Annotated in this window: 21 protein-coding genes and 1 tRNA gene; 18 read left to right on the top strand and 4 right to left on the bottom strand. The window is 62.4% G+C overall.

What is annotated here, in order from left to right:
• The 11 genes from M3P21_RS09530 to M3P21_RS09480 all read left to right on the top strand — a co-directional run bounded on the left by M3P21_RS09530 (nt 1) and on the right by M3P21_RS09480 (nt 7859).
• The gene (locus M3P21_RS09530) at nt 1-888 is read left to right on the top strand and encodes a MurR/RpiR family transcriptional regulator (RefSeq protein ID WP_249709574.1); all 888 of its coding nucleotides are present in this window, start codon (nt 1-3) and stop codon (nt 886-888) included.
• Nucleotides 885-1976: an aromatic ring-hydroxylating oxygenase subunit alpha gene (locus tag M3P21_RS09525; RefSeq protein WP_249709572.1), complete on the top strand. Its 1092-nt coding sequence runs from the start codon at nt 885-887 to the stop codon at nt 1974-1976. Before M3P21_RS09530 ends, M3P21_RS09525 begins: the two co-directional genes overlap by 4 nt.
• Before the next feature lie 77 nt (nt 1977-2053).
• Nucleotides 2054-2446, top strand: coding sequence for a carboxymuconolactone decarboxylase family protein (locus M3P21_RS09520; RefSeq protein ID WP_249709570.1), 393 nt, complete (start codon nt 2054-2056; stop codon nt 2444-2446).
• A gap of 54 nt (nt 2447-2500) precedes the next feature.
• Nucleotides 2501-2866 (top strand): cupin domain-containing protein, encoded by a 366-nt coding sequence (locus M3P21_RS09515; RefSeq protein ID WP_249709560.1) that lies wholly within the window; start codon nt 2501-2503, stop codon nt 2864-2866.
• 198 nt (nt 2867-3064) lie between these two features.
• Nucleotides 3065-4069: a 1,2-phenylacetyl-CoA epoxidase subunit PaaA gene (paaA, locus tag M3P21_RS09510; protein ID WP_249709550.1), complete on the top strand. Its 1005-nt coding sequence runs from the start codon at nt 3065-3067 to the stop codon at nt 4067-4069.
• Nucleotides 4066-4482 (top strand): glyoxalase superfamily protein, encoded by a 417-nt coding sequence (locus M3P21_RS09505; protein WP_249709539.1) that lies wholly within the window; start codon nt 4066-4068, stop codon nt 4480-4482. The genes paaA and M3P21_RS09505 overlap by 4 nt, the downstream gene beginning before the upstream one ends.
• Nucleotides 4479-4763 carry a 1,2-phenylacetyl-CoA epoxidase subunit PaaB gene (paaB, locus tag M3P21_RS09500; protein ID WP_249709527.1) on the top strand — a complete coding sequence of 95 codons (285 nt, stop codon included), beginning with the start codon at nt 4479-4481 and terminating at the stop codon, nt 4761-4763. The genes M3P21_RS09505 and paaB overlap by 4 nt, the downstream gene beginning before the upstream one ends.
• Nucleotides 4763-5524, top strand: a complete 762-nt coding sequence (gene paaC / locus M3P21_RS09495; protein ID WP_249709524.1) for a 1,2-phenylacetyl-CoA epoxidase subunit PaaC — start codon at nt 4763-4765, stop codon at nt 5522-5524. Before paaB ends, paaC begins: the two co-directional genes overlap by 1 nt.
• A 5-nt stretch (nt 5525-5529) precedes the next feature.
• Complete coding sequence (gene paaD / locus M3P21_RS09490; protein WP_249709514.1) at nt 5530-5991, top strand: 1,2-phenylacetyl-CoA epoxidase subunit PaaD; 462 nt, start codon at nt 5530-5532, stop codon at nt 5989-5991.
• A gap of 25 nt (nt 5992-6016) precedes the next feature.
• Nucleotides 6017-7090 carry a 2Fe-2S iron-sulfur cluster-binding protein gene (locus M3P21_RS09485; protein ID WP_249709512.1) on the top strand — a complete coding sequence of 358 codons (1074 nt, stop codon included), beginning with the start codon at nt 6017-6019 and terminating at the stop codon, nt 7088-7090.
• A 10-nt stretch (nt 7091-7100) separates the two neighbouring features.
• A complete protein-coding gene (locus tag M3P21_RS09480; protein WP_249709510.1) occupies nt 7101-7859 on the top strand; it encodes a Phenylacetic acid catabolic protein in 759 nt (252 codons plus the stop codon).
• Nucleotides 7860-7897: 38 nt separating this feature from the next.
• On the opposite strand, the gene M3P21_RS09475 is transcribed toward M3P21_RS09480, so the two are convergent.
• Genes M3P21_RS09475 through paaG form a run of 4 tightly spaced genes read right to left on the bottom strand, consistent with a single transcriptional unit; the run spans nt 7898 to nt 11042 of the window.
• Nucleotides 7898-8494, bottom strand: coding sequence for a TetR/AcrR family transcriptional regulator (locus M3P21_RS09475; RefSeq protein ID WP_249709508.1), 597 nt, complete (start codon nt 8492-8494; stop codon nt 7898-7900).
• A 5-nt stretch (nt 8495-8499) separates the two neighbouring features.
• The gene (gene paaK / locus M3P21_RS09470) at nt 8500-9810 is read right to left on the bottom strand and encodes a phenylacetate--CoA ligase PaaK (protein WP_249709492.1); all 1311 of its coding nucleotides are present in this window, start codon (nt 9808-9810) and stop codon (nt 8500-8502) included.
• A 15-nt stretch (nt 9811-9825) separates the two neighbouring features.
• On the bottom strand, nt 9826-10254 hold the full coding sequence (gene paaI, locus M3P21_RS09465) for a hydroxyphenylacetyl-CoA thioesterase PaaI (protein ID WP_249709490.1): 429 nt from the start codon (nt 10252-10254) through the stop codon (nt 9826-9828).
• A 2-nt stretch (nt 10255-10256) separates the two neighbouring features.
• The gene (gene paaG / locus M3P21_RS09460; RefSeq protein WP_249709480.1) at nt 10257-11042 is read right to left on the bottom strand and encodes a 2-(1,2-epoxy-1,2-dihydrophenyl)acetyl-CoA isomerase PaaG; all 786 of its coding nucleotides are present in this window, start codon (nt 11040-11042) and stop codon (nt 10257-10259) included.
• A gap of 182 nt (nt 11043-11224) precedes the next feature.
• On the opposite strand from paaG, the gene M3P21_RS09455 reads away from it, so the two are divergent.
• From M3P21_RS09455 to M3P21_RS09425, 7 genes are all read left to right on the top strand, one after another.
• The gene (locus M3P21_RS09455; protein ID WP_249709479.1) at nt 11225-12247 is read left to right on the top strand and encodes a TRAP transporter substrate-binding protein; all 1023 of its coding nucleotides are present in this window, start codon (nt 11225-11227) and stop codon (nt 12245-12247) included.
• Between the two features lie 58 nt (nt 12248-12305).
• A complete protein-coding gene (locus M3P21_RS09450) occupies nt 12306-12812 on the top strand; it encodes a TRAP transporter small permease (RefSeq protein ID WP_249709470.1) in 507 nt (168 codons plus the stop codon).
• Complete coding sequence (locus tag M3P21_RS09445; protein ID WP_249709462.1) at nt 12809-14161, top strand: TRAP transporter large permease; 1353 nt, start codon at nt 12809-12811, stop codon at nt 14159-14161. The genes M3P21_RS09450 and M3P21_RS09445 overlap by 4 nt, the downstream gene beginning before the upstream one ends.
• Before the next feature lie 52 nt (nt 14162-14213).
• Nucleotides 14214-16220 (top strand): phenylacetic acid degradation bifunctional protein PaaZ, encoded by a 2007-nt coding sequence (gene paaZ / locus M3P21_RS09440; protein ID WP_249709460.1) that lies wholly within the window; start codon nt 14214-14216, stop codon nt 16218-16220.
• 89 nt (nt 16221-16309) lie between these two features.
• Nucleotides 16310-17113, top strand: coding sequence for a PaaX family transcriptional regulator C-terminal domain-containing protein (locus M3P21_RS09435; RefSeq protein ID WP_249709449.1), 804 nt, complete (start codon nt 16310-16312; stop codon nt 17111-17113).
• An 81-nt stretch (nt 17114-17194) separates the two neighbouring features.
• A complete protein-coding gene (locus tag M3P21_RS09430; RefSeq protein WP_249709441.1) occupies nt 17195-18160 on the top strand; it encodes an alpha/beta fold hydrolase in 966 nt (321 codons plus the stop codon).
• 97 nt (nt 18161-18257) lie between these two features.
• Nucleotides 18258-18334, top strand: a tRNA-Met gene (locus M3P21_RS09425).
• The last annotated feature ends 414 nt before the right edge of the window (nt 18335-18748 follow it).

Genomic DNA, 18748 nt, shown 5'->3' with positions numbered 1-18748 from the left:
ATGAATGACACAAATGTATCATCGCCAGTTCTGGAACGCCTGACTGACGAATGGGACGCGCTTACCCCCGAGGCGCAAAAAGCCGCGCGCTATGTGCTGGAGAACCCGACAGAGGTGGGCGTTTCGACCGTGCGCGAGATTGCCGAGGCCGCCAAGGTCAAGCCCAACACCCTGGTCCGGATGGCGCGGCAGGTCGGCTTTACCGGCTACGAGGATTTCCGCGCGCCCTTCCGCGAGGCTATCCGGAACAACGCCGCGTCCTTCCCGGACCGTGCCCGCTGGCTGCAGGACATCGGAAAATCCGGCGAGCTCGGCGGGCTCTATGCCGATATGGTCGGCGCCGCCCTGCGCAATATCGAAGAGACATTTGCCGGAATAGATGCCGCCAGCCTGCAGGAGGCAGCGCAAAGGATCTGGACCTCGCGGCAGGTGTTCACGCTGGGCGTGGGCGTCAACAATGCAAACGCCCGCAACTTCACCTATCTCGCCTCAACCGGCATGAAGCAATTCCACGCGATCCCCCGCCCCGGCTCGACCCCGGTTGACGATCTGGCCTGGGCCGATGATCAGGACGTGCTGATCGCGATGACCTGCAAACCCTACCGCACCGAGGTGATCGAGGCGGTGAAACTGGCCCGCGAACAGGGGCTGACCGTGATCGCCCTGTCGGACAGCCCGGCAAGCCCGATCATCCTGAGCGCCGATCACGGCTTTGTCGTGGCCGCTGACACGCCGCAATTTTTCCCCTCGTCGGTCTCAACCATCGCAGTGCTGGAAACCCTGCTGTCCTTCGTGATCGCGGTCAGCAGCGACGAGATCGTCGACCGGGTCGAACGCTTTCACAGGCGCCGCCATCTTCTTGGCATCTACGCGGAGGAGCCGGAATGACCGCCCCTCTGACCCGCTCGCTCGAAGCCCGCTATTACACCGACCCCGAGATTTATGAACGCGAACTGGCGGGGTTGATGTCGCGGACCTGGCAATTCGCGGGCCATGTCAGCCAGGTCCGCAAGACGGGCGACTATTTTGCCTTCGAGATCGCCGGGCAAAACCTATTCTGCATCCGGGGCCGAGATGGTGAGATCCGCACCTTCTACAACGTCTGTCAGCACCGCGCCCATGAGATGGTGACGGGATCGGGCAATACTCGCGTCGTCGTCTGCCCCTACCATTCCTGGACCTACGAGCTGACGGGTGCCCTGCGCGCGGGACCGAACATCAAATCGGTCCCCGGATTCGACCGCCGTGCGATCTGCCTGACCCCGGTCCGGACCGAACTGTTCAACGGCTTCATCTTCGTCAATCTCGACGATGACGCCGCACCGATGGACGAATGGTATCCCGGCGTTCGAGAGGAATTGCGCGCCTATGTGCCCCAGATTGACAGGCTGGAGCCCCTGGACTGGGTCGAAGTGCCTGAAAACTGCAACTGGAAGGTCAGTGTCGAGAACTACTCGGAATGTTATCACTGCGCGATCAATCACCCGACCTTTTCCACCGGTGTCGTCAAACCCGACACCTATGACATCCAGCCGCTTGACCAAGGCTACGCCCTGCGCCACACGACCGAATGCCAGAGCCTCGACGCCATGTCCTATCCGGTTGACCTGAGCGCCAACGACCACGCGGGCGATTATCGCAGTTGGTTCCTGTGGCCGATGTTCTCGTTCCAGGTCTATCCGGGCAATGTGCTGAACACCTATCATTGGCGCGCGCGCGGCGTCGATCACTGCACCGTCTGGCGCGGCTGGTTCACCGAGGGCGGATCGGACAGCGCGGTGATCCGGCAACTGGCCGTGCAGGATCGCGAAACCACGGTCGAGGAGGACATCCGATTGGTCGAGTCGGTGCATCGCGGACTGAAATCACGCGGCTACCGCCCCGGCCCGCTGGTGCTGGACCCCAATTACGGCGTGATGTCAGAACATTCCATCGCTACGCTGCAGAAATGGATGCGCGAGGCAGTCGAGGGCTGAGCGCACAATTTTCCTGCAAGAAATTTGCCGGGAAAATTCGAATTTTCTTCGGCCGGAAACGTATGGAAGGGACCAGAATGACCGAAATCTTTGACGAAGACCTTTTCCTGAAAGGGCTGGAACAGCGCAAGGGCACCCTTGGGGCCGACTATGTGGAAAACAATCTGGCAAAAGCTGATGACTTCACCCGCCCCTTTCAGGAGGCGATGACCGCCTGGTGCTGGGGCTTTGGCTGGGGCGACGATGTGATCGAGCCCAAGACCCGGTCGATGATGAACCTCGCCATGATCGGGGCGCTGGGCAAGATGCATGAATGGGAAATCCACTGCCGGGGGGCGCTCAACAACGGAGTGACCAAGGAAGAGATCCGCGCGATCATCCATGTGGTCGGCATCTATTGCGGCGTCCCGCAATCGCTTGAGTGTTTCCGCGTGGCCCGCAAGGTGCTGGAAGAGGCCGGTCAGCTTTGAACGCAACCGCTAAACGTTTGCGACAGGCGGTGCAGCACCTCCCAGAGGAACGATATGCAATACCATCATCTCTATTCCGACGATCAGGGTGAAAGCCACTGGCAAGAGGTCGGTATCGACCTGACCGAACGCGTCTTTGCTCCTCCAGCACAGGGCATTCTGGTCTCGGAGCCGGAGACCGTGCGCAATGTTGTCTTTCTCCGTCTTCCGGCGGGCTGGGATGAGCCCGCCCACCCCTCGCCCCATCCGCAGGTGCTGATCTGTCTTAAGGGGCGCGTCTGTGTGACCGCCAGCGACGGGGACACCCGTGAAATCGCCCCCGGCGATATCTGGCGCATGGAGGATCTGACCGGCAAGGGCCATCATACCAGGGTGACCGGCACCGATGATTTCGAGGCTGCCATCGTTCAGTTTGCCTGATCTGGTTTGGGGCTGGCCCCATCAGGATACGTTACAAAATTCGCCAGATCGCGCCAATCGTGTTACAATTTACTTGCCGCGAATCGCGTTGCGCTTTATTCCCCGACCAACCGGTCACTTATTGACCCCGATCAGCAGGAGACCGGAACGGGGCGTTCCGGGCCAGCGCGGGCGCGGATATGAGGGAGGAGGCCGACGATGTATGCACAGATGGTGAAATCCACCGGTCAGGGCGTGACACCCCGTGATGAAATGACCCCGGAAGAGCGCGCCTTTCAGGACCGCATCGACCGGGGTGACAAGATCGAGCCGAAGGACTGGATGCCCGAGGGCTATCGCCAGACCCTGATCCGTCAGATCGGCCAGCACGCCCATTCCGAGATTGTCGGACAATTGCCCGAGGGCAACTGGATCACCCGCGCGCCCACGCTGGAACGCAAGGCGATCCTGCTGGCCAAGGTACAGGATGAGGCGGGGCATGGGCTCTATCTGTACTGCGCGGCGGAAACGCTGGGCGTCAGCCGTGACGAACTGACCGAGATGCTGCTGGACGGGCGCATGAAATACAGCTCGATCTTCAACTACCCGACGCTGAACTGGGCCGACATAGGCGCGGTGGGCTGGCTGGTGGATGGCGCGGCAATCATGAACCAGGTGCCGCTGCAACGCACCTCATACGGCCCCTACGCCCGCGCCATGGTCCGCATCTGCAAGGAAGAGAGTTTTCATCAGCGGCAGGGCTATGACGCGATCCGCAAAATGGCCGAAGGCACGCCGGAACAGCGCCGGATGGCGCAGGATGCGCTGAACCGGTTCTGGTACCCGTCGCTGATGATGTTCGGGCCGTCGGACAAGGAGTCGATCCATTCGGCGCAGTCGATGGCGTGGAAAATCAAGATCAACACCAATGACGAGCTGCGCCAGAAATTCGTCGACCAGACCGTCCCGCAGGCCGAGTATCTCGGCCTGACGGTTCCCGATCCCGATCTGAAATGGAACGAAGATCGCGGCCAGTTTGATTTCAGCGAGCCGGACTGGTCCGAATTCTTTGAGGTCATCAAGGGCAACGGCCCCTGCAACACCGACCGGATGGCGGCCCGCAACAAGGCCTGGGATGACGGCAAATGGGTGCGCGAGGGGCTGCTGGCCCATGGCGAAAAGAAACGCACGCGAGCCAAGGCCCGGCAGGTGGCGGCGGAATGAGCATGCTGCGCACCATGCCGGTTCTGCAGGTCCGCGACGTTGTGGCCTCGGCGGGGTTCTACGAAAGGCTCGGATTCTTCCATCATGGCTTCTGGGGCGACCCGCCGTGCTTTTGTATCGTGCAGAGCGACGGCATCAGTATCGCGCTGGATGGCGGGGACACACCGGTTCCAACCAATCACGGGTGGGCGGTTTATGTCTATGTCGAGGATGTCTCGGCCCTGCATGCGGAATTCAGCGCGCTTGGCTTGCCAGAGATGACCGAGATCCGACGCGGCAATCCCTATGGCTGCGATGATTTCGACGTCATCGACCCGGACGGGCACCACATCGCCTTCGGGCAGGACATGGAACCGGGCGCGAGCCCCGGTCTGGTCGCCGCAAGACACAACGAAAAGGAGGACGCGACATGAAACAGGAATGGCCCCTCTGGGAGGTTTTCATCCGCGGACAGCACGGGCTGAGCCACCGTCACGTGGGCAGCCTGCACGCGCCCGATGCCGAAATGGCGGTCAAGAATGCCCGCGACGTCTACACCCGCCGTAACGAGGGCGTTTCGATCTGGGTGGTCGAGGCCAACAACATCGCTGCCTCCTCGCCCAGCGACAAGGGGCCGCTGTATGAGCCGTCGGAGTCGAAGGTCTACCGCCATCCGACCTTCTTCGACATTCCCGATGATGTGGGGGCGATGTGATGGCAGAGACCGACGCCTTCATGCAGTTTCTGCTGCGCATGGGGGACAACACGCTGATCCTCGGGCATCGGGTCAGCGAATGGTGTGGCCACGCACCTGTGCTGGAGGAGGATATCGCACTGGCCAACACCGCGCTGGACCTGATCGGGCAGACGCAGATGTGGCTGGGGCTGGCGGCAGAGGTTCAGGGCGAAGGCAGAACCGCCGACGATCTGGCCTTTCGGCGCGATGTCTGGGATTTTCGCAACGTGCTGCTGGTCGAGATGCCCAATGGCGATTTCGGGCAGACCCTGATGCGGCAGTTCCTGTTCGACGCCTGGCATTCGATCCTGCTGAACCGGTTACAGAGTTCGACCGACACGCGTGTCGCGGCCATTGCCGAAAAGGCTCTCAAAGAGGTGACCTATCACCTGGAACGCTCCGGCGACACGGTGATCGGGCTTGGCGACGGCACTGAAGAAAGCCACCAGCGGATGCAGGCCGCTCTGGATTATCTTTGGCCCTATGTGGGCGAAATGTTCGCCAGCGACGCTGTTGATGTGGCGATGGTTGATACAGGCATCGCCCCCGACCCTGCCAGCCTGCACAGCGCCTATGACCAACTGACCGGGCGCATCCTGAGCGAGGCCACATTGACCGTTCCCGACACAAGCTTTGCCCATAAGGGCGGGCGCGACGGGCGCATGCATACCGAACATCTGGGCCACCTTCTGACCCAGATGCAATGGCTGCCCCGCGCCTATCCCGACGCGGTCTGGTAGACCGCATGGGACACCCCGCAACAGAACAGATCTGGGACTGGCTGGATGCCGTGCCCGACCCCGAGATCCCGGTGATCTCGGTGGTGGATCTGGGCATCGTGCGCGATGTGGCCTGGACCGGCAAGACGCTGACGATCACCGTGACGCCCACCTATTCGGGCTGTCCCGCGACCTCGATGATCGCGATGGATATCGAAACCGCGCTGCGCGATCACGGCGTGCGGGATCTGGAACTGAAGACGCAGATCTCACCCGCCTGGACCACCGACTGGCTTAGCCGGAAAGGCCGGGAGAAGCTGATAGAATACGGTATCGCCCCCCCGACCCCGGCGGGCGGCCCGAAAAACTGCCCCCGCTGTGGCAGCACGTCGGTCGAGAAGGTCAGCCAGTTCGGGTCCACCCCCTGCAAGGCGCATTGGCGCTGCGTCGATTGCCTGGAACCTTTCGACTATTTCAAGTGCATCTGAGCCCGATGCAAGAAGGAGAATGCGGATGGCACAGTTTCACGATCTGCAAGTGACCGACATCCAGAAGACCATCCGCGATGCGGTGATCGTCACGCTGAAACCCGCCGAGGGATCAGACGAGGCCTTTGCGTTCACTCAGGGCCAGTACCTGACCTTTCGCCGCAAATTCGACGGCGAAGAGCTGCGGCGTTCCTATTCGATCTGCGCGGGGCTGGATGACGGCGTGTTGCAGGTTGGAATCAAGCGGGTCGAGGGTGGCGCGTTTTCCACCTTTGCCAACGAAGAACTGCAGGTCGGCGATACGCTTCAGGCAATGCCGCCCATGGGCAGTTTTCACACCCCGCTCGATGGCGATCAGCAACGACACTATCTGGGATTTGCGGGCGGCTCCGGTGTCACGCCGGTTCTGTCGATCCTCAAGACGACACTTGCGCGCGAGCCGAAATCGCGCTTCACGCTGGTTTATGCGAACAGGGGCGTAAGTTCGATCATGTTCCGCGAAGAGCTTGAAGACCTCAAGAACCTGCATATGGGCCGGTTGAACGTTATCCATATCCTTGAAAGCGACGCGCAGGAAATTGACCTGTTCACCGGGCTGGTGACGCAGGAGAAATGCACCGACCTGTTCCGCAGCTGGATCGATATCGACACTGTGGACACCGCCTTTATCTGCGGTCCCGAGCCGATGATGCTGGGTATCGCGGCAGCGTTGCGGGCGCATGGGATGGAGGAGGCGCAGATCAAGTTCGAGCTGTTTGCCAGCGCCCAGCCGGGCCGCCTGAAACACAAGATTGCGCCGGGCGAGACCTCGAGCAGCGCCAATCAGGCCAGCACCGCGATCACGCTGGACGGTGCGACGCAGACGATCACCATGGGCAAGGATATCTCGATCCTTGATGCCGCGCTGCAAAACGCGATGGATGCGCCCTTTGCCTGCAAGGCCGGGGTCTGTTCGACCTGCCGTTGCCGGGTCACCGAAGGAGAGGTTGAAATGGTCGCCAATCACGCACTTGAGGATTATGAAGTTGAAAAGGGCTATGTCCTGTCCTGCCAGTCCTATCCGCTCACCGACCGCGTTGCGGTCGATTATGACCAGTGAGGAGACGCGCATGTCCGAGGAGATGACACTCGACGCCTATCTGGCCGCAGGCGGTATCCTGAGCAACCCCACCAACGTCCCGCCCCGTTACCGGGCGGAGTTGATGAAGCTGATGGCCACTTTCGTGGACAGCGAGTTGGCCGGGTCGGCGGGGTTTGCCGATATCGTCAATGAGGCGCCGGGACTCAAGGAACGGATCGCCGCCGCCAGGATCGTGCTGGAGAAAGCCGCAAATGCCGATCGCGTGCTTGCGGTGATGAGCGAGTTCAGCGTCGATGCCGACCGTTACGCCACCCACCACCCCTGGACCGCCCGGCTGGCGCGCGATGCGGATATCGGCGCGACGCGCGGTGATCACGACATGCGGCTTGCCGTCTTCAACTACCCGTTGCAGGGCTGGACCGACGCGGTGGTGATGAACCTGCTGATGGGCCGGGCGGTGGCGGTGCAACTGGCCGAATTCTCGCTGGTCTCGTATCAGCCGCTCGCCGAGACGTTCCGCGCCATCGCCCCGATCGAGGCGCATCACGCGGAACTGGCCGAAGAAGGCCTGCGCAAGTTGTTGGAAACTGGTGATGGGACTAAGCTGCAGATGTCGGTCGACTATTGGTGGCCGAGGGTCGGGCAGAGCTTTGGGGTCGGACAATCGCAGCGCTTCGAAACGCTGCGCGCCTATGGCCTGCGCCGCACGTCAAATGCAGAACTTCGCGAACGATGGACGGGCGAAACTCGCGCAAAACTCACTGATCTGGGTCTGCAAGTGCCATAGGCCTGCCACGACAAGGCGTTTGCAATCGCCTGTCCGCGTTACAAACCCCGGATGCCGCCCAGGGTCAGGTCGGCCACCAGCGCGGCGTAATCCTCGCGCGCCTCGGAACCCGCGCCGCTGTTCCACATGTAATACCAGTTGAGCATGCCAAAGACCGACATGGTCGCCCCGCGCAACCGCGCGTCGTCATCGGCAAAAACCTCCGGGGCGACGGCGCGCAGTGCATCGCTCATGAACCGCACCATATCGCGCTGGTAGAGGCGCATCTGGCGTTGCTGGTCCTCGGGCAGCGACGACATCGCACCAATCTGCACCTGATGCTCGTCATCGGCCCCCTGATAGGCGAGCAATATCTCGGCCACGATGCGACGCAGACGGGTCTCGGGATCAGCCCCGTTCAGGTCGATGCCGGTCACCCGATCCCGCAGGGCGCTCAAGTAGGTATCGAGGATATCGAACAGGATCGCATCCTTGCTGTCGTAATAGTGGTAGATATTGGCCTTCGATATCCCGCATTCCCGCGCCAGAATCGACATAGAGGCGCGGTCATAGCCATCACGCGCAAAGACGCGCGCGGCCGATTTCAGGATCTGATTGCGTTTCTGGTCGTGGTCTTTTGCGATTGTCCGGGCCAAAAGCGTCACTCCTTGTTCCGGTTGTCGACAACGCGCTTGGCCTTGCCCTGCGAGCGTTCCACCGCCCCGGGATCGCCCACGATGATCTCGCTCGAAACGCCAACCACATCCTTGATCCGCTTGGAAAGCATCCGCGCCGAGGCGGTGCGGCTCAACTCGTCGGCGGCATCCGGCATCGCCTCGACATGCACCCGCATCGCGTCCATGCGACCTGCGGTGAACAGCTCGATCTGGTAATGCGGCGCAAGACCGCCGGTTGCCATCACCTGTTCCTCAACCTGGCTGGGGAACACATTCACGCCGCGCAGGATGATCATGTCGTCGCTGCGCCCGGTGATCTTTTCCATCCGTCGCATCGACCGCGCGGTCCCGGGCAACAGCCGCGTCAGGTCGCGGGTGCGATAGCGCACCATCGGCAGACCTTCCTTTGTAAGCGTGGTGAAAACCAGCTCGCCCAGCTCGCCATCAGGCAGCACCGCACCGGTCTCGGGGTCGATGATCTCGGGGTAGAAGTGATCCTCCCAGATATGCAGCCCGTCCTTGGTTTCGACGCATTCATTGGCCACGCCCGGCCCCATGATCTCGCTGAGCCCGTAGATATCAACCGCATGCATGTCGAATGCCGCTTCCACCTCGGCGCGCATGGCGTTGGTCCAGGGTTCGGCCCCGAAGATGCCAACCGAAAGCGAGCAGTCGCGCGGGTCGAGCCCCTGTTTGTGAAACTGTTCCAAAATGTTGAGCATGTAAGACGGGGTCACCATGATCGTGTCAGGGCGGAAATCCTCGATCAGGGTGACCTGTCGTTCGGTCATCCCGCCCGAGATCGGGATCACGGTGCAGCCCAGCCGCTCAGCTCCGTAATGCGCGCCCAGTCCGCCGGTGAACAAGCCATAGCCATATGCCACATGCACCAGATCGCCGGGCCGCGTGCCGCTGGCGCGCATCGAACGGGCCACCAGATCGGCCCAGGTGTCGATGTCACGTTTGGTGTAGCCCACGACCGTCGGCTTTCCGGTGGTACCAGAGGACGCATGGACGCGCAGGATCTGTTCGCGCGGCACGGCGAACAGGCCAAAGGGATAATTGTCGCGCAAATCGCTTTTGTGGGTGAAGGGGAACTTGGCCAGATCGCTCAGGCTGTGCAGCTCGTCCGGGTGCACCCCTGCCGCATCGAATCGGTCGCGATACATCGCCACATTTTCATAGGCGTGGCACAGCGAGGCTTTCAGACGCTGCAATTGCAGGGCGCGTATCTCGTCCACCGAGGCGATCTCGATCGGGTCGAGGCTGCTGCGGTCGGGGGTCAGATCCTTCATAGCGTCCTCCTCGTCTCAGTCTTCGTCAAATAGCGTGCCGCCGACAGCGCGTGCGCCCCCGCGGAACTCGGCAATCGTCTGGCCGCTCTGGTTGGTGACACTCACATCGTAGATGCCGCTGCGCCCGGTCAGGCTGACCTCGCGCGCCTCGGCCCGCAGGCGATCCCCCAACCGCCCCGGCGCCACGTAGCTGATCGCATTGGTCTGCGCGACAGTGGATCGGTTGCGGCTGTTGCAGGCAAAGGCAAAGGCGCTGTCGGCCAGCATGAAGGTAACCCCGCCATGGCAGATGCCGTGCCCGTTGCAATGATGCGCGGCCACGGTCAGTTCCAGCACCGCACGGGCCTCATCGACCTCGACAAGTTCCATCCCCGCCCATTTCGAAGCCGCGTCCTCGGCCCACATGGCGGCGGCAGCTTTGGCGGCGCGTTCGGAAGGCGTCATGGTCAGCGCCCCTTAAAGACCGGTGCGCGCTTTTGCAGAAAGGCCGATACGCCCTCGGCATAATCGGCGCTCTCGCCGCAGGTTTTCATGGCGATAGCCTCCAGTTCAAGCTGATCCGTCAGGCTGTTGGTAGCAGCGCTGTGAATGGCCTGCTTGGTCAGCCCCAGGCCCAGCGTCGGTCCCTGCGCCAGACGGGCGGTCAATGCGCGCGCCTCGCGCATCAGTTCAGCATCCGGCAGCGCCTTCCAGATCAGCCCCCAATCTTCGGCGCGCTGCGCAGAGAGCGGCTCGGCGGTCAGTGCCAGCCCTTTGGCCCGCGCCTCGCCCAGCAGGCGCGGCAGATGCCAGCTGCCGCCGGTATCCGGGATCAGCCCGACCTTGGCGAAGGATTGGATGAAGCGCGCGCTCTCGCCCGCCAGCACAATGTCGCAGGCCAGAGCCAGATTGGCCCCGGCCCCCGCCGCGACACCGTTGACGGCGCAGACAACAGGAAATTCCAGCGACCGTATCAGCCGCACAAGCGGCGCATAAAAGGTTCGAACCGTGTGGCCCAGATCGGGCGGGCCATCCATCTTTGCCGGATCGCGGTCGCCCAGATCCTGTCCCGCGCAGAAACCGCGCCCTGCCCCGGTTAGCAGGATCGCCCGCGCGCCGTCCTGCCGCGCACGCTCCAGTGCGGTGCGCAGGGCAAGGTGCATCTCTTCGGTGAAGCTGTTCAGCCTGTCCGGGCGGTTGAGGGTGATTTCCACCCATCCACCATGATCTTGCGCAAGAATCGTGTCCGACATGTCCCGCCCGCTTTGCGAATATTTCAACAAACTTCTTGCATAAACCGAACGGTTGGTCAATAAATTCATCAACATACGAAACACGCCTTTTGCCGAGACCTGTAGAGGCCCTGTATTGATGGTTACAAAATGAACCATTACCGCAAAACGCAGATGATCGAATTTCTGAGGGAGGAAACGAAATGGTCAAATTCACAAAACTGACGACGCTGCTTGCCGGAGCGGCCTTTGCCCTGTCCGGCACCGTGGCGCTGGCGGCCGACTATACGCTGACAATCTCAAGCTGGGCGCCGCCGACCCACGGCATCAATGCCAAGATGTGGCCCAAATTCGTCGAGATGGTCGAAGAGGCCACCGACGGCCAGGTCACCGCCGAGTTGAAACTGGGCATCGCCCCGCCGCCCGCGCAAATGGACCTGATCATGGATGGCGCGGCGGATGCCTCGATCATCTTTCATGGCTACCAGCCGGGCCGTTTCGTCACCACGAAACTGATCGAACTGCCCGGCTACGAGGGCTCGGCCGAGGCCGCCTCGGTCGCCTATTGGCGCGCCTATGACAGTTTTCTGCGTGCGGCGGACGAGCATCGCGGCGTGAAGGTGATCGCCCTGCACACCCACGGCCCCGCGCAATTGCATTCCAACGCATCCGTTACCTCGCTGGACGACATTTCCGGCATGAAAGTACGCATTCCCGGCGGCGTCGGCGGTGATGTCGGATCGGCGCTGGGGGCGACCGGCATTCAGGTCCCTGCCCCGAAGGTTTATGAGACATTGGCATCAAAGGCGGCGGATGGCGTTGTGATGCCGCTGGAATCCCGCAAGGGCTTCAAGCTGACCGAGGTGGCACAGAACGTTTATGAAATGCCCGGCGGTCTTTACCGTGGCTCATTCGCCTTCATCATGAACGAGGACAGCTTTGCCGACCTGCCCGAGGACCTGCAGAAAAAACTGGACGATCAGGTCTTTGGCGAGCCATTGAGCCGCGAGATCGGCAAGATCTGGGATGAAATCGATGCCGAGGGCCGCGCCGCCACCGAAGCGGCGGACGGGAATGCGATCAACGAGGCGTCAAGCGACGACCAGGCCAGATTCGCGACCATCGCCGAGGAGGTCCGCACCAAGGTGCTGGCCGAGATTTCCGAGGCCGGCGTGGACGCCGATGCCGCCTATGACCAGATCAAATCGGACCTTTCGGGGAACTGAATGATCCGCGATCCGGCGGGCCAGCCCGCCGGGTCCGCCCCTGCAACAAGGTCCCCGCATGTCCGTCCTTATCCAACTGGCGCGAAGGCTGAGCATCATCCCCGTCATGACGGCCTGCAGTGCGTTGTTCATTCTGATGGTGATGACCTTTTGCGACGTTATCCTGCGCTCGGCCTTCAACGCGCCGATCGAGGCGGCGACCGAACTGACCCGCATCCTGATGGCCATCATGGTCTTTTCGGTGCTGCCGATCGTCTCGGTCACCAACGGGCATATCGCGGTTGACCTGACAGACGGGATCTTTCATCGCTACCGGCTCAGCCGGGCACGCGATGCGCTGATCTATCTGGCCAGCGGCATCATGCTGATCTGGCCGGTACAACGGGTCTGGATTCTGGCCGAGCGGGCGCGTGGCTATGGCGATGTCACCGAATACCTGTCGATCCCGGTCTATCTGATCGGCTGGTTCATTGCCGTGGCCACGGCCATCACTGCCCTTGCGATGGTGATCGTCGGCCTGATGCATGTCTTCAGCCCCGCCGCATTAAGGAACAGCGCAGAATGACGGCAGCTCTTATCGGATTTGCGCTGGTTCTGGCACTGGTGCTGGTGCGCCTGCCCATCGTTTTTGCGATGGGCCTGATCGGCACGCTGGGCTTTGCCTATGAGCGCGGCGGCTCGATCTTTTCCGAGCGCGGCCTCAAGGCGGCGATGTCCATGGTCGGGCGGCAGATCACCGATACCGCGCAGGATTACGGGTTGTCGGTTGTGCCGCTGTTCATCCTCATGGGTCTTTTTGTGAACAAAGGCGGCATGGCGCGCGAACTTTATGCGGTCTCGAACGCGTTTCTGGGCCATATGCGCGGTGGCATCGCCATGGCGACCGTTGCGGCCTGCGGCGGGTTCTCGGCCATCTGCGGCTCTTCCCTGGCCACGGCGGCCACCATGTCCAAGGTCGCGATGCCGGAAATGCGGCGTTATGGCTATTCGGACGAACTCAGCACCGCGTCCATCGCGGCGGGGGGCACGTTGGGCATCCTGATCCCGCCCTCGGTCATCCTGGTGATCTATGGGCTGCTCACCGAAACCTCGATCGGCAAGCTTTTCATGGCAGGGATCATCCCCGGTATGCTGGGTATCCTGTTCTACCTCTTCGCGGTGCGCTGGACCGTCTGGCGCAACCCTGCCTCAGGTCCTGCGGGTGAACGCGCGGGGTGGGCAGAACGGCTGCGCGCCCTCGGGTCGGTCTGGGCGGTTCTGCTGCTGTTCGTTCTGGTGATCGGCGGGCTCTACGGTGCCTTCGATTTCGAGCCGCTGAACCTGACCTTTTCCCCGACCGAAGCGGCGGGCATGGGCGCGGCAGGGGCGTTCCTGATCGCGTTGTTCCGGGGCGGGCTGACGCTGTCCTCGACCTTCGAGGTTCTGAAGGAGACCTGCCTGACCGCCGCTGCGTTGTTCTCGGTGCTGATCGGCGCGCAGATATTTTCCAACTTCATCAACCTCGCCGGTCTGCCCGAGGCACTGATCGCCATGGTCACCGCCTATGACGTGTCGCCTTTTGTGGTGATCCTGATGATCCTCGGCATCTACATCATCCTGGGCTGCGTCTTTGAATCGCTGTCGATGCTGCTGCTGACTGTGCCGATCTTCTTCCCGCTGGTCACCTCGCTGGGTTACGATCCGATCTGGTTCGGGATCGTGGTGGTTGTGGTGACCGAGATTTCGCTGATCACCCCGCCCGTTGGCCTCAACGTGTTCATCCTGAAAGGTGTGGTGGGCGATGTGTCGACCGGCACGATCTTTCGCGGCGTCACCCCGTTCTGGATCGCCGATATCTTCCGGTTGGCGCTGATTGTGCTGGTGCCGGTGATTGTCCTCTACCTGCCGCAGCAGATGGGCGCGCTGGGACATTAGGGCGGCAAACCGTCTGGCCAAGGTGTATCGAACTGAAACAAAGGGCATTGCCATGACACTTATGCAAGTCTCCAGCTACGCCGCCGGCACTTGGATCGCACCGGGTGGCGGTGCGCGTCGCATTGACTCCGCGATCACCGGGCAACCCCTGGCCGAGGCCGGCAATGACGCGCTGGATGTGCAGGCCATGCTGGCTTATGCGCGTGACATCGGCGGACCCGCTCTGCGGGCGCTGACCTTCCACGACCGCGCGCGGATGCTGAAAGCGCTGGCGCAGGCGCTGAGCGACCACAAACAGGCGCTCTATGACCTGAGTTACGACACCGGGGCCACCCGGAAGGATCACCAGTTCGACATTGATGGTGGCATCGGCACCATGTTCGTCTTCGCCTCTAAGGGGCGGCGCGAGATGCCGGACGGGCAGGTCTATCTGGATGGCGAGGTCGAGCAGCTTTCCCGCAACGGCACCTTTCTTGGGCAGCACATCTGCACGCCGCTGCAGGGTGTCGCCATTCATATCAACGCCTATAACTTCCCGGTCTGGGGCATGCTGGAAAAGCTCGCGCCAACCTTGCTGGCGGGCGTGCCCGCAATCGTCAAACCGGCCACCGCCAGCTGCTATGTCACCGAACAGGCCGTCCGGATCATGCTCGACACCGGCATCCTGCCCGATGGTGCGCTGCAACTTGTCTCTGGGGGGCTGGGTGGCATGCTCGACCACCTCGGCGCGCAGGATGTGGTCAGCTTCACCGGTTCGGCCACAACCGCGCTGCAGCTGCGCCAGACCCCGGCGATCATGCGGAACGCGGTGCGTTTCGTGGCCGAACAGGACAGCCTGAACGCCTCGATCCTTGCACCTGATGCGGTGCCGGGCAGCCCGGAATTCGACCTCTTCATCACAGAGGCCCATCGCGAGATGACGACCAAGGCCGGCCAGAAATGCACCGCCATCCGCCGCATCCTTGCGCCCGAACCCCATACCCGGACGGTGATCGAGGCCCTGTCCGCGCGCCTCGCAGCCATAACCATCGGCGATCCGCGGCTTGAGGCGACGGATATGGGTGCGCTGATTTCCACCGCGCAAAAGGCGGATGTTCTGGCCAAGGCTGATCTCATCGCGCAGGAGGCGGACCGGGTCTTTGGCGACCCGAATGGGCACGTGGGCGCCTTTCTGTCGCCCCTGCTGTTCCATTGCCCCGACCCCGATCGCGCCGGGCGCGTTCACGACACCGAGGCCTTTGGCCCCGTCTCGACGATCATGGGCTATCGCGATCTCGAACACGCGGTGGAACTGGCCAATCGCGGCGGTGGCTCGCTGGTGACCTCGCTCATTACCAATGATCCCGCGGTGGCAACCCATGTGGTGCAGGGCTGTGCTGCCTGGAACGGGCGCATTTATATCAACAACCGCCAGTCGATGCAGGACAGCACCGGCCATGGCGCGCCGCTGCCGCATATGGTGCATGGCGGGCCGGGCCGCGCGGGCGGCGGCGAAGAGTTGGGCGGCGTGCGCGGTGTGAAACACTATATGCAACGCACCGCCATTCAGGCCGCGCCCGAGATCCTGTCGGCTATCGGAAAGACCTGGATGCCCGGCGCGCCCGAGGTCACGGGCCCGGCCCACCCTTTCACCCGCCGCTTCGACGACCTCGACATCGGCGAGACGCTGCACACGGCTTCGCGCGAGGTCACCCTGCAGGACATCGAACATTTTGCGCAATTCACCGGTGACACGTTCTATGCCCATATGGACGACGCGGCGGCAAAGCGAAATCCGTTCTTCCCGGGCCGTGTCGCCCATGGCTACCTACTGCTGAGCTTTGCCGCCGGTCTTTTTGTGCACCCCGACGAAGGCCCGGTGCTGGCCAATACCGGCCTCGACAGCCTGCGCTTCATGCAACCGGTCAGTGCGGGCGACAGCATCAAGGTGCGACTGAGTGTGAAACAGAAAACCCGCCGCAACGCGGAGTATGGCGAAGTGCGCTGGCACGTCACCCTTACCAATCAAAAGGACGAGACCGTCGCCGCATACGAGCTACTGACCATGAATGCCTGCTAGCCCGGCATGGCGGGCCAAGGCGCCGTCCCGGCCACCACGAGGGTCAAATTCACATGGCGCTTGGATTGCCCAGATCCTAGACTGCTGGAATGACGAAACCTGACCTCTGGTTTGACAGCGCCGTTACCCGCCTCGCCGACCCTCAGGCCTTCAAGGTTTGGTCGGTGATCGTGTCGCTGTTCGGCGATCTGGCGCAACAGAAGGGCGACCGTGTCTCGGGCACGGCGCTCACCGCGATATTGCAGCCGATGGGGCTGAAGCCCGAGGCGATCCGCGTCGCACTGCACCGGCTGCGCAAGGATGGCTGGATCGACAGCGACCGGATCGGACGCGGATCGGTGCATTTCCTGACCGAGTATGGCCGCGCCCAGTCCGCCGCCGTGACGCCACGCATCTATGATGAAGACCCTGCACCGGTGCCGGATTGGCACCTGCTGATCGCCGAGGATGGTCGCGCTGCGGACACGCTCAACACGTTGCTGCTGACCGAAGACTATATCGCGCTGGGACGTCACGCAGCGCTTGGCCCCGGCCCCCTGCCCGACGATTGCGAGGATCTGATCGGGTTCACCACTACGGCCCATGCCATTCCCCCATGGCTCAAGTCGCGGCTTTTTCCCGAGGAGCTGGCGCAGGCCAGCGCCTCGCTGCGCGACGGCGCGCGCGCGGTCAATGCCGACAAGCCCGGCGCAAAGATCCTGAGCGCGGTCCAGATCGCCACGCTGCGGACGCTGGTAATCCATCGCTGGCGCCGGGTGGCCCTGCGGCATCCGGTGTTGCCCCCGGTGTTCCTGCCCGTCGACTGGCCCGAACAGGCCTGCCGGCAAGAGGTCTTTCGCCTGCTCAACGCGCTGCCGCGACCAAGTGTTGCCGAGATCAACGAAAATGGTTGAGGGCAGGAGCCATCAGCGCGTGGACAAGCGCCCGCATCACGATAGGTTTGGACCACCCTCTTTCGATTGGACACCCACCCCATGACGACCCTGCTCTTGACGCTGCTTATTGTCGTGCTGTTGCTGGGCGCGGCACATCTGTGGACGCGCGCCATCGCCCGCGCAGCCAAGTCCACCGTTCCCATGTCCGGAACGCGGCTGGACCTGCCCGGCGGCGCAATTCACTATGTCGAGGCCGGGTCGCGCGACGCCCCGACTCTGGTGCTGATCCACGGCCTTTCCGGCAACCTGCAGCATTTCACCTATGCCATGATGGAGGATCTGGCCCGCGATCATCACGTGATTGCGCTGGATCGCCCCGGATGCGGTTATTCCACCCCGTTCGACGCCTGCACCGAGGGGCTTGCGGCGCAGGCCGGGGTGATCGGGGCGTTTCTGGACCGTCTTGGCGTGCAGAACCCGGTGCTGGTCGGCCACTCGCTTGGCGGGGCACTGTCGCTGGCGATGGCTCTGGACCGGCCCGACAAGACCGCCGGCATGGCGCTGCTCTGCCCTCTGACGCACCCGATCGGCACCGTGCCCGAAGTGTTCAAACCACTCGAAATCAGCAGCAATCGCTTGCGTGGTTTTCTGGCGCAAACCCTCTACGCCCCGATGGTCAAAATGCTCCGCCGTCGCAATCTGCGCCTCGTCTTCGCGCCCGAAGCCGCGCCCGAAGATTTCATGACCCGCGGCGGTGGCGCGTTGGCTTTGCGCCCTGGCACCTTTCTGGGGGCCTGCACCGACCTGCAGGCCTCGGCCGTCAGTATTGAGGCACAGGCAGCCCGCTACGGCACGCTGAGGGTTCCCGGCGCGGTCCTGAATGCCGTGGGCGACCAAATCCTCGACCCCGCCACCCAGGGCCGCCCGATGACGCAATTCGGCCTGGCCTATGAAGAGTTGGACAATCGCGGCCACATGATACCGGTCACCGCCCCCAAAGACTGCGCCGCATTCGTCCGCCGAATCGCCGCCAAATGCTGGGCGCTGCGCGCGACGGGGACCTAAACCCAAGCTTGCCCTGCGCGGGTGCAAAAAACACATCAAACGGTCCCACTTCGCTCTTGACCCTCTCCTGCGCCTCGCTTACATCGCCTCTCACCGTGGCGGAGTAGCTCAGTTGGTTAGAGCAGCGGAATCATAATCCGCGTGTCGGGGGTTCAAGTCCCTCCTCCGCTACCAATAAAATCAGTAACTTATGACTTTTCGAGCAAAGGCGCATGCTAAATTTTGTGCGTTTTTTTGTACGTTTTGCAGAAAAGCAGCGTGAAACAGCAGATGGTCATGCATTGAATAGGATGGGGCACCGGAAACTGCGTCAAGGCGCTCGGTGACATTGCGCCAACGTCAGTTGTGCGGACGACGCACTATTTCGCGGCGGGCGCTCAAACGGTAGCAATCGGCGCATCGCAATGATGACGCATACCGGTCGGGCGAAAGCGGACGCTCGCCGCGGCGGTAAGCTCGCCGGGCGTGTTCTGAAATCAGACATCCGAATCATGAACGTGGGCGGCTTTGACGCTGTGTGAGCCATAGTCTATCGGTGGCCAATGTAGTTGTCCGATGTCACGAGGTTTAGAAGACTCGAATGTCGCC

Source organism: Ruegeria spongiae (genome assembly GCF_023502395.1).
Taxonomy (GTDB): Bacteria; Pseudomonadota; Alphaproteobacteria; order Rhodobacterales; family Rhodobacteraceae; genus Ruegeria_C; species Ruegeria_C spongiae.
The sequence above is the reverse complement of the archived record's forward strand: the minus strand, read 5'-3'. Positions and strand labels throughout refer to the sequence as shown.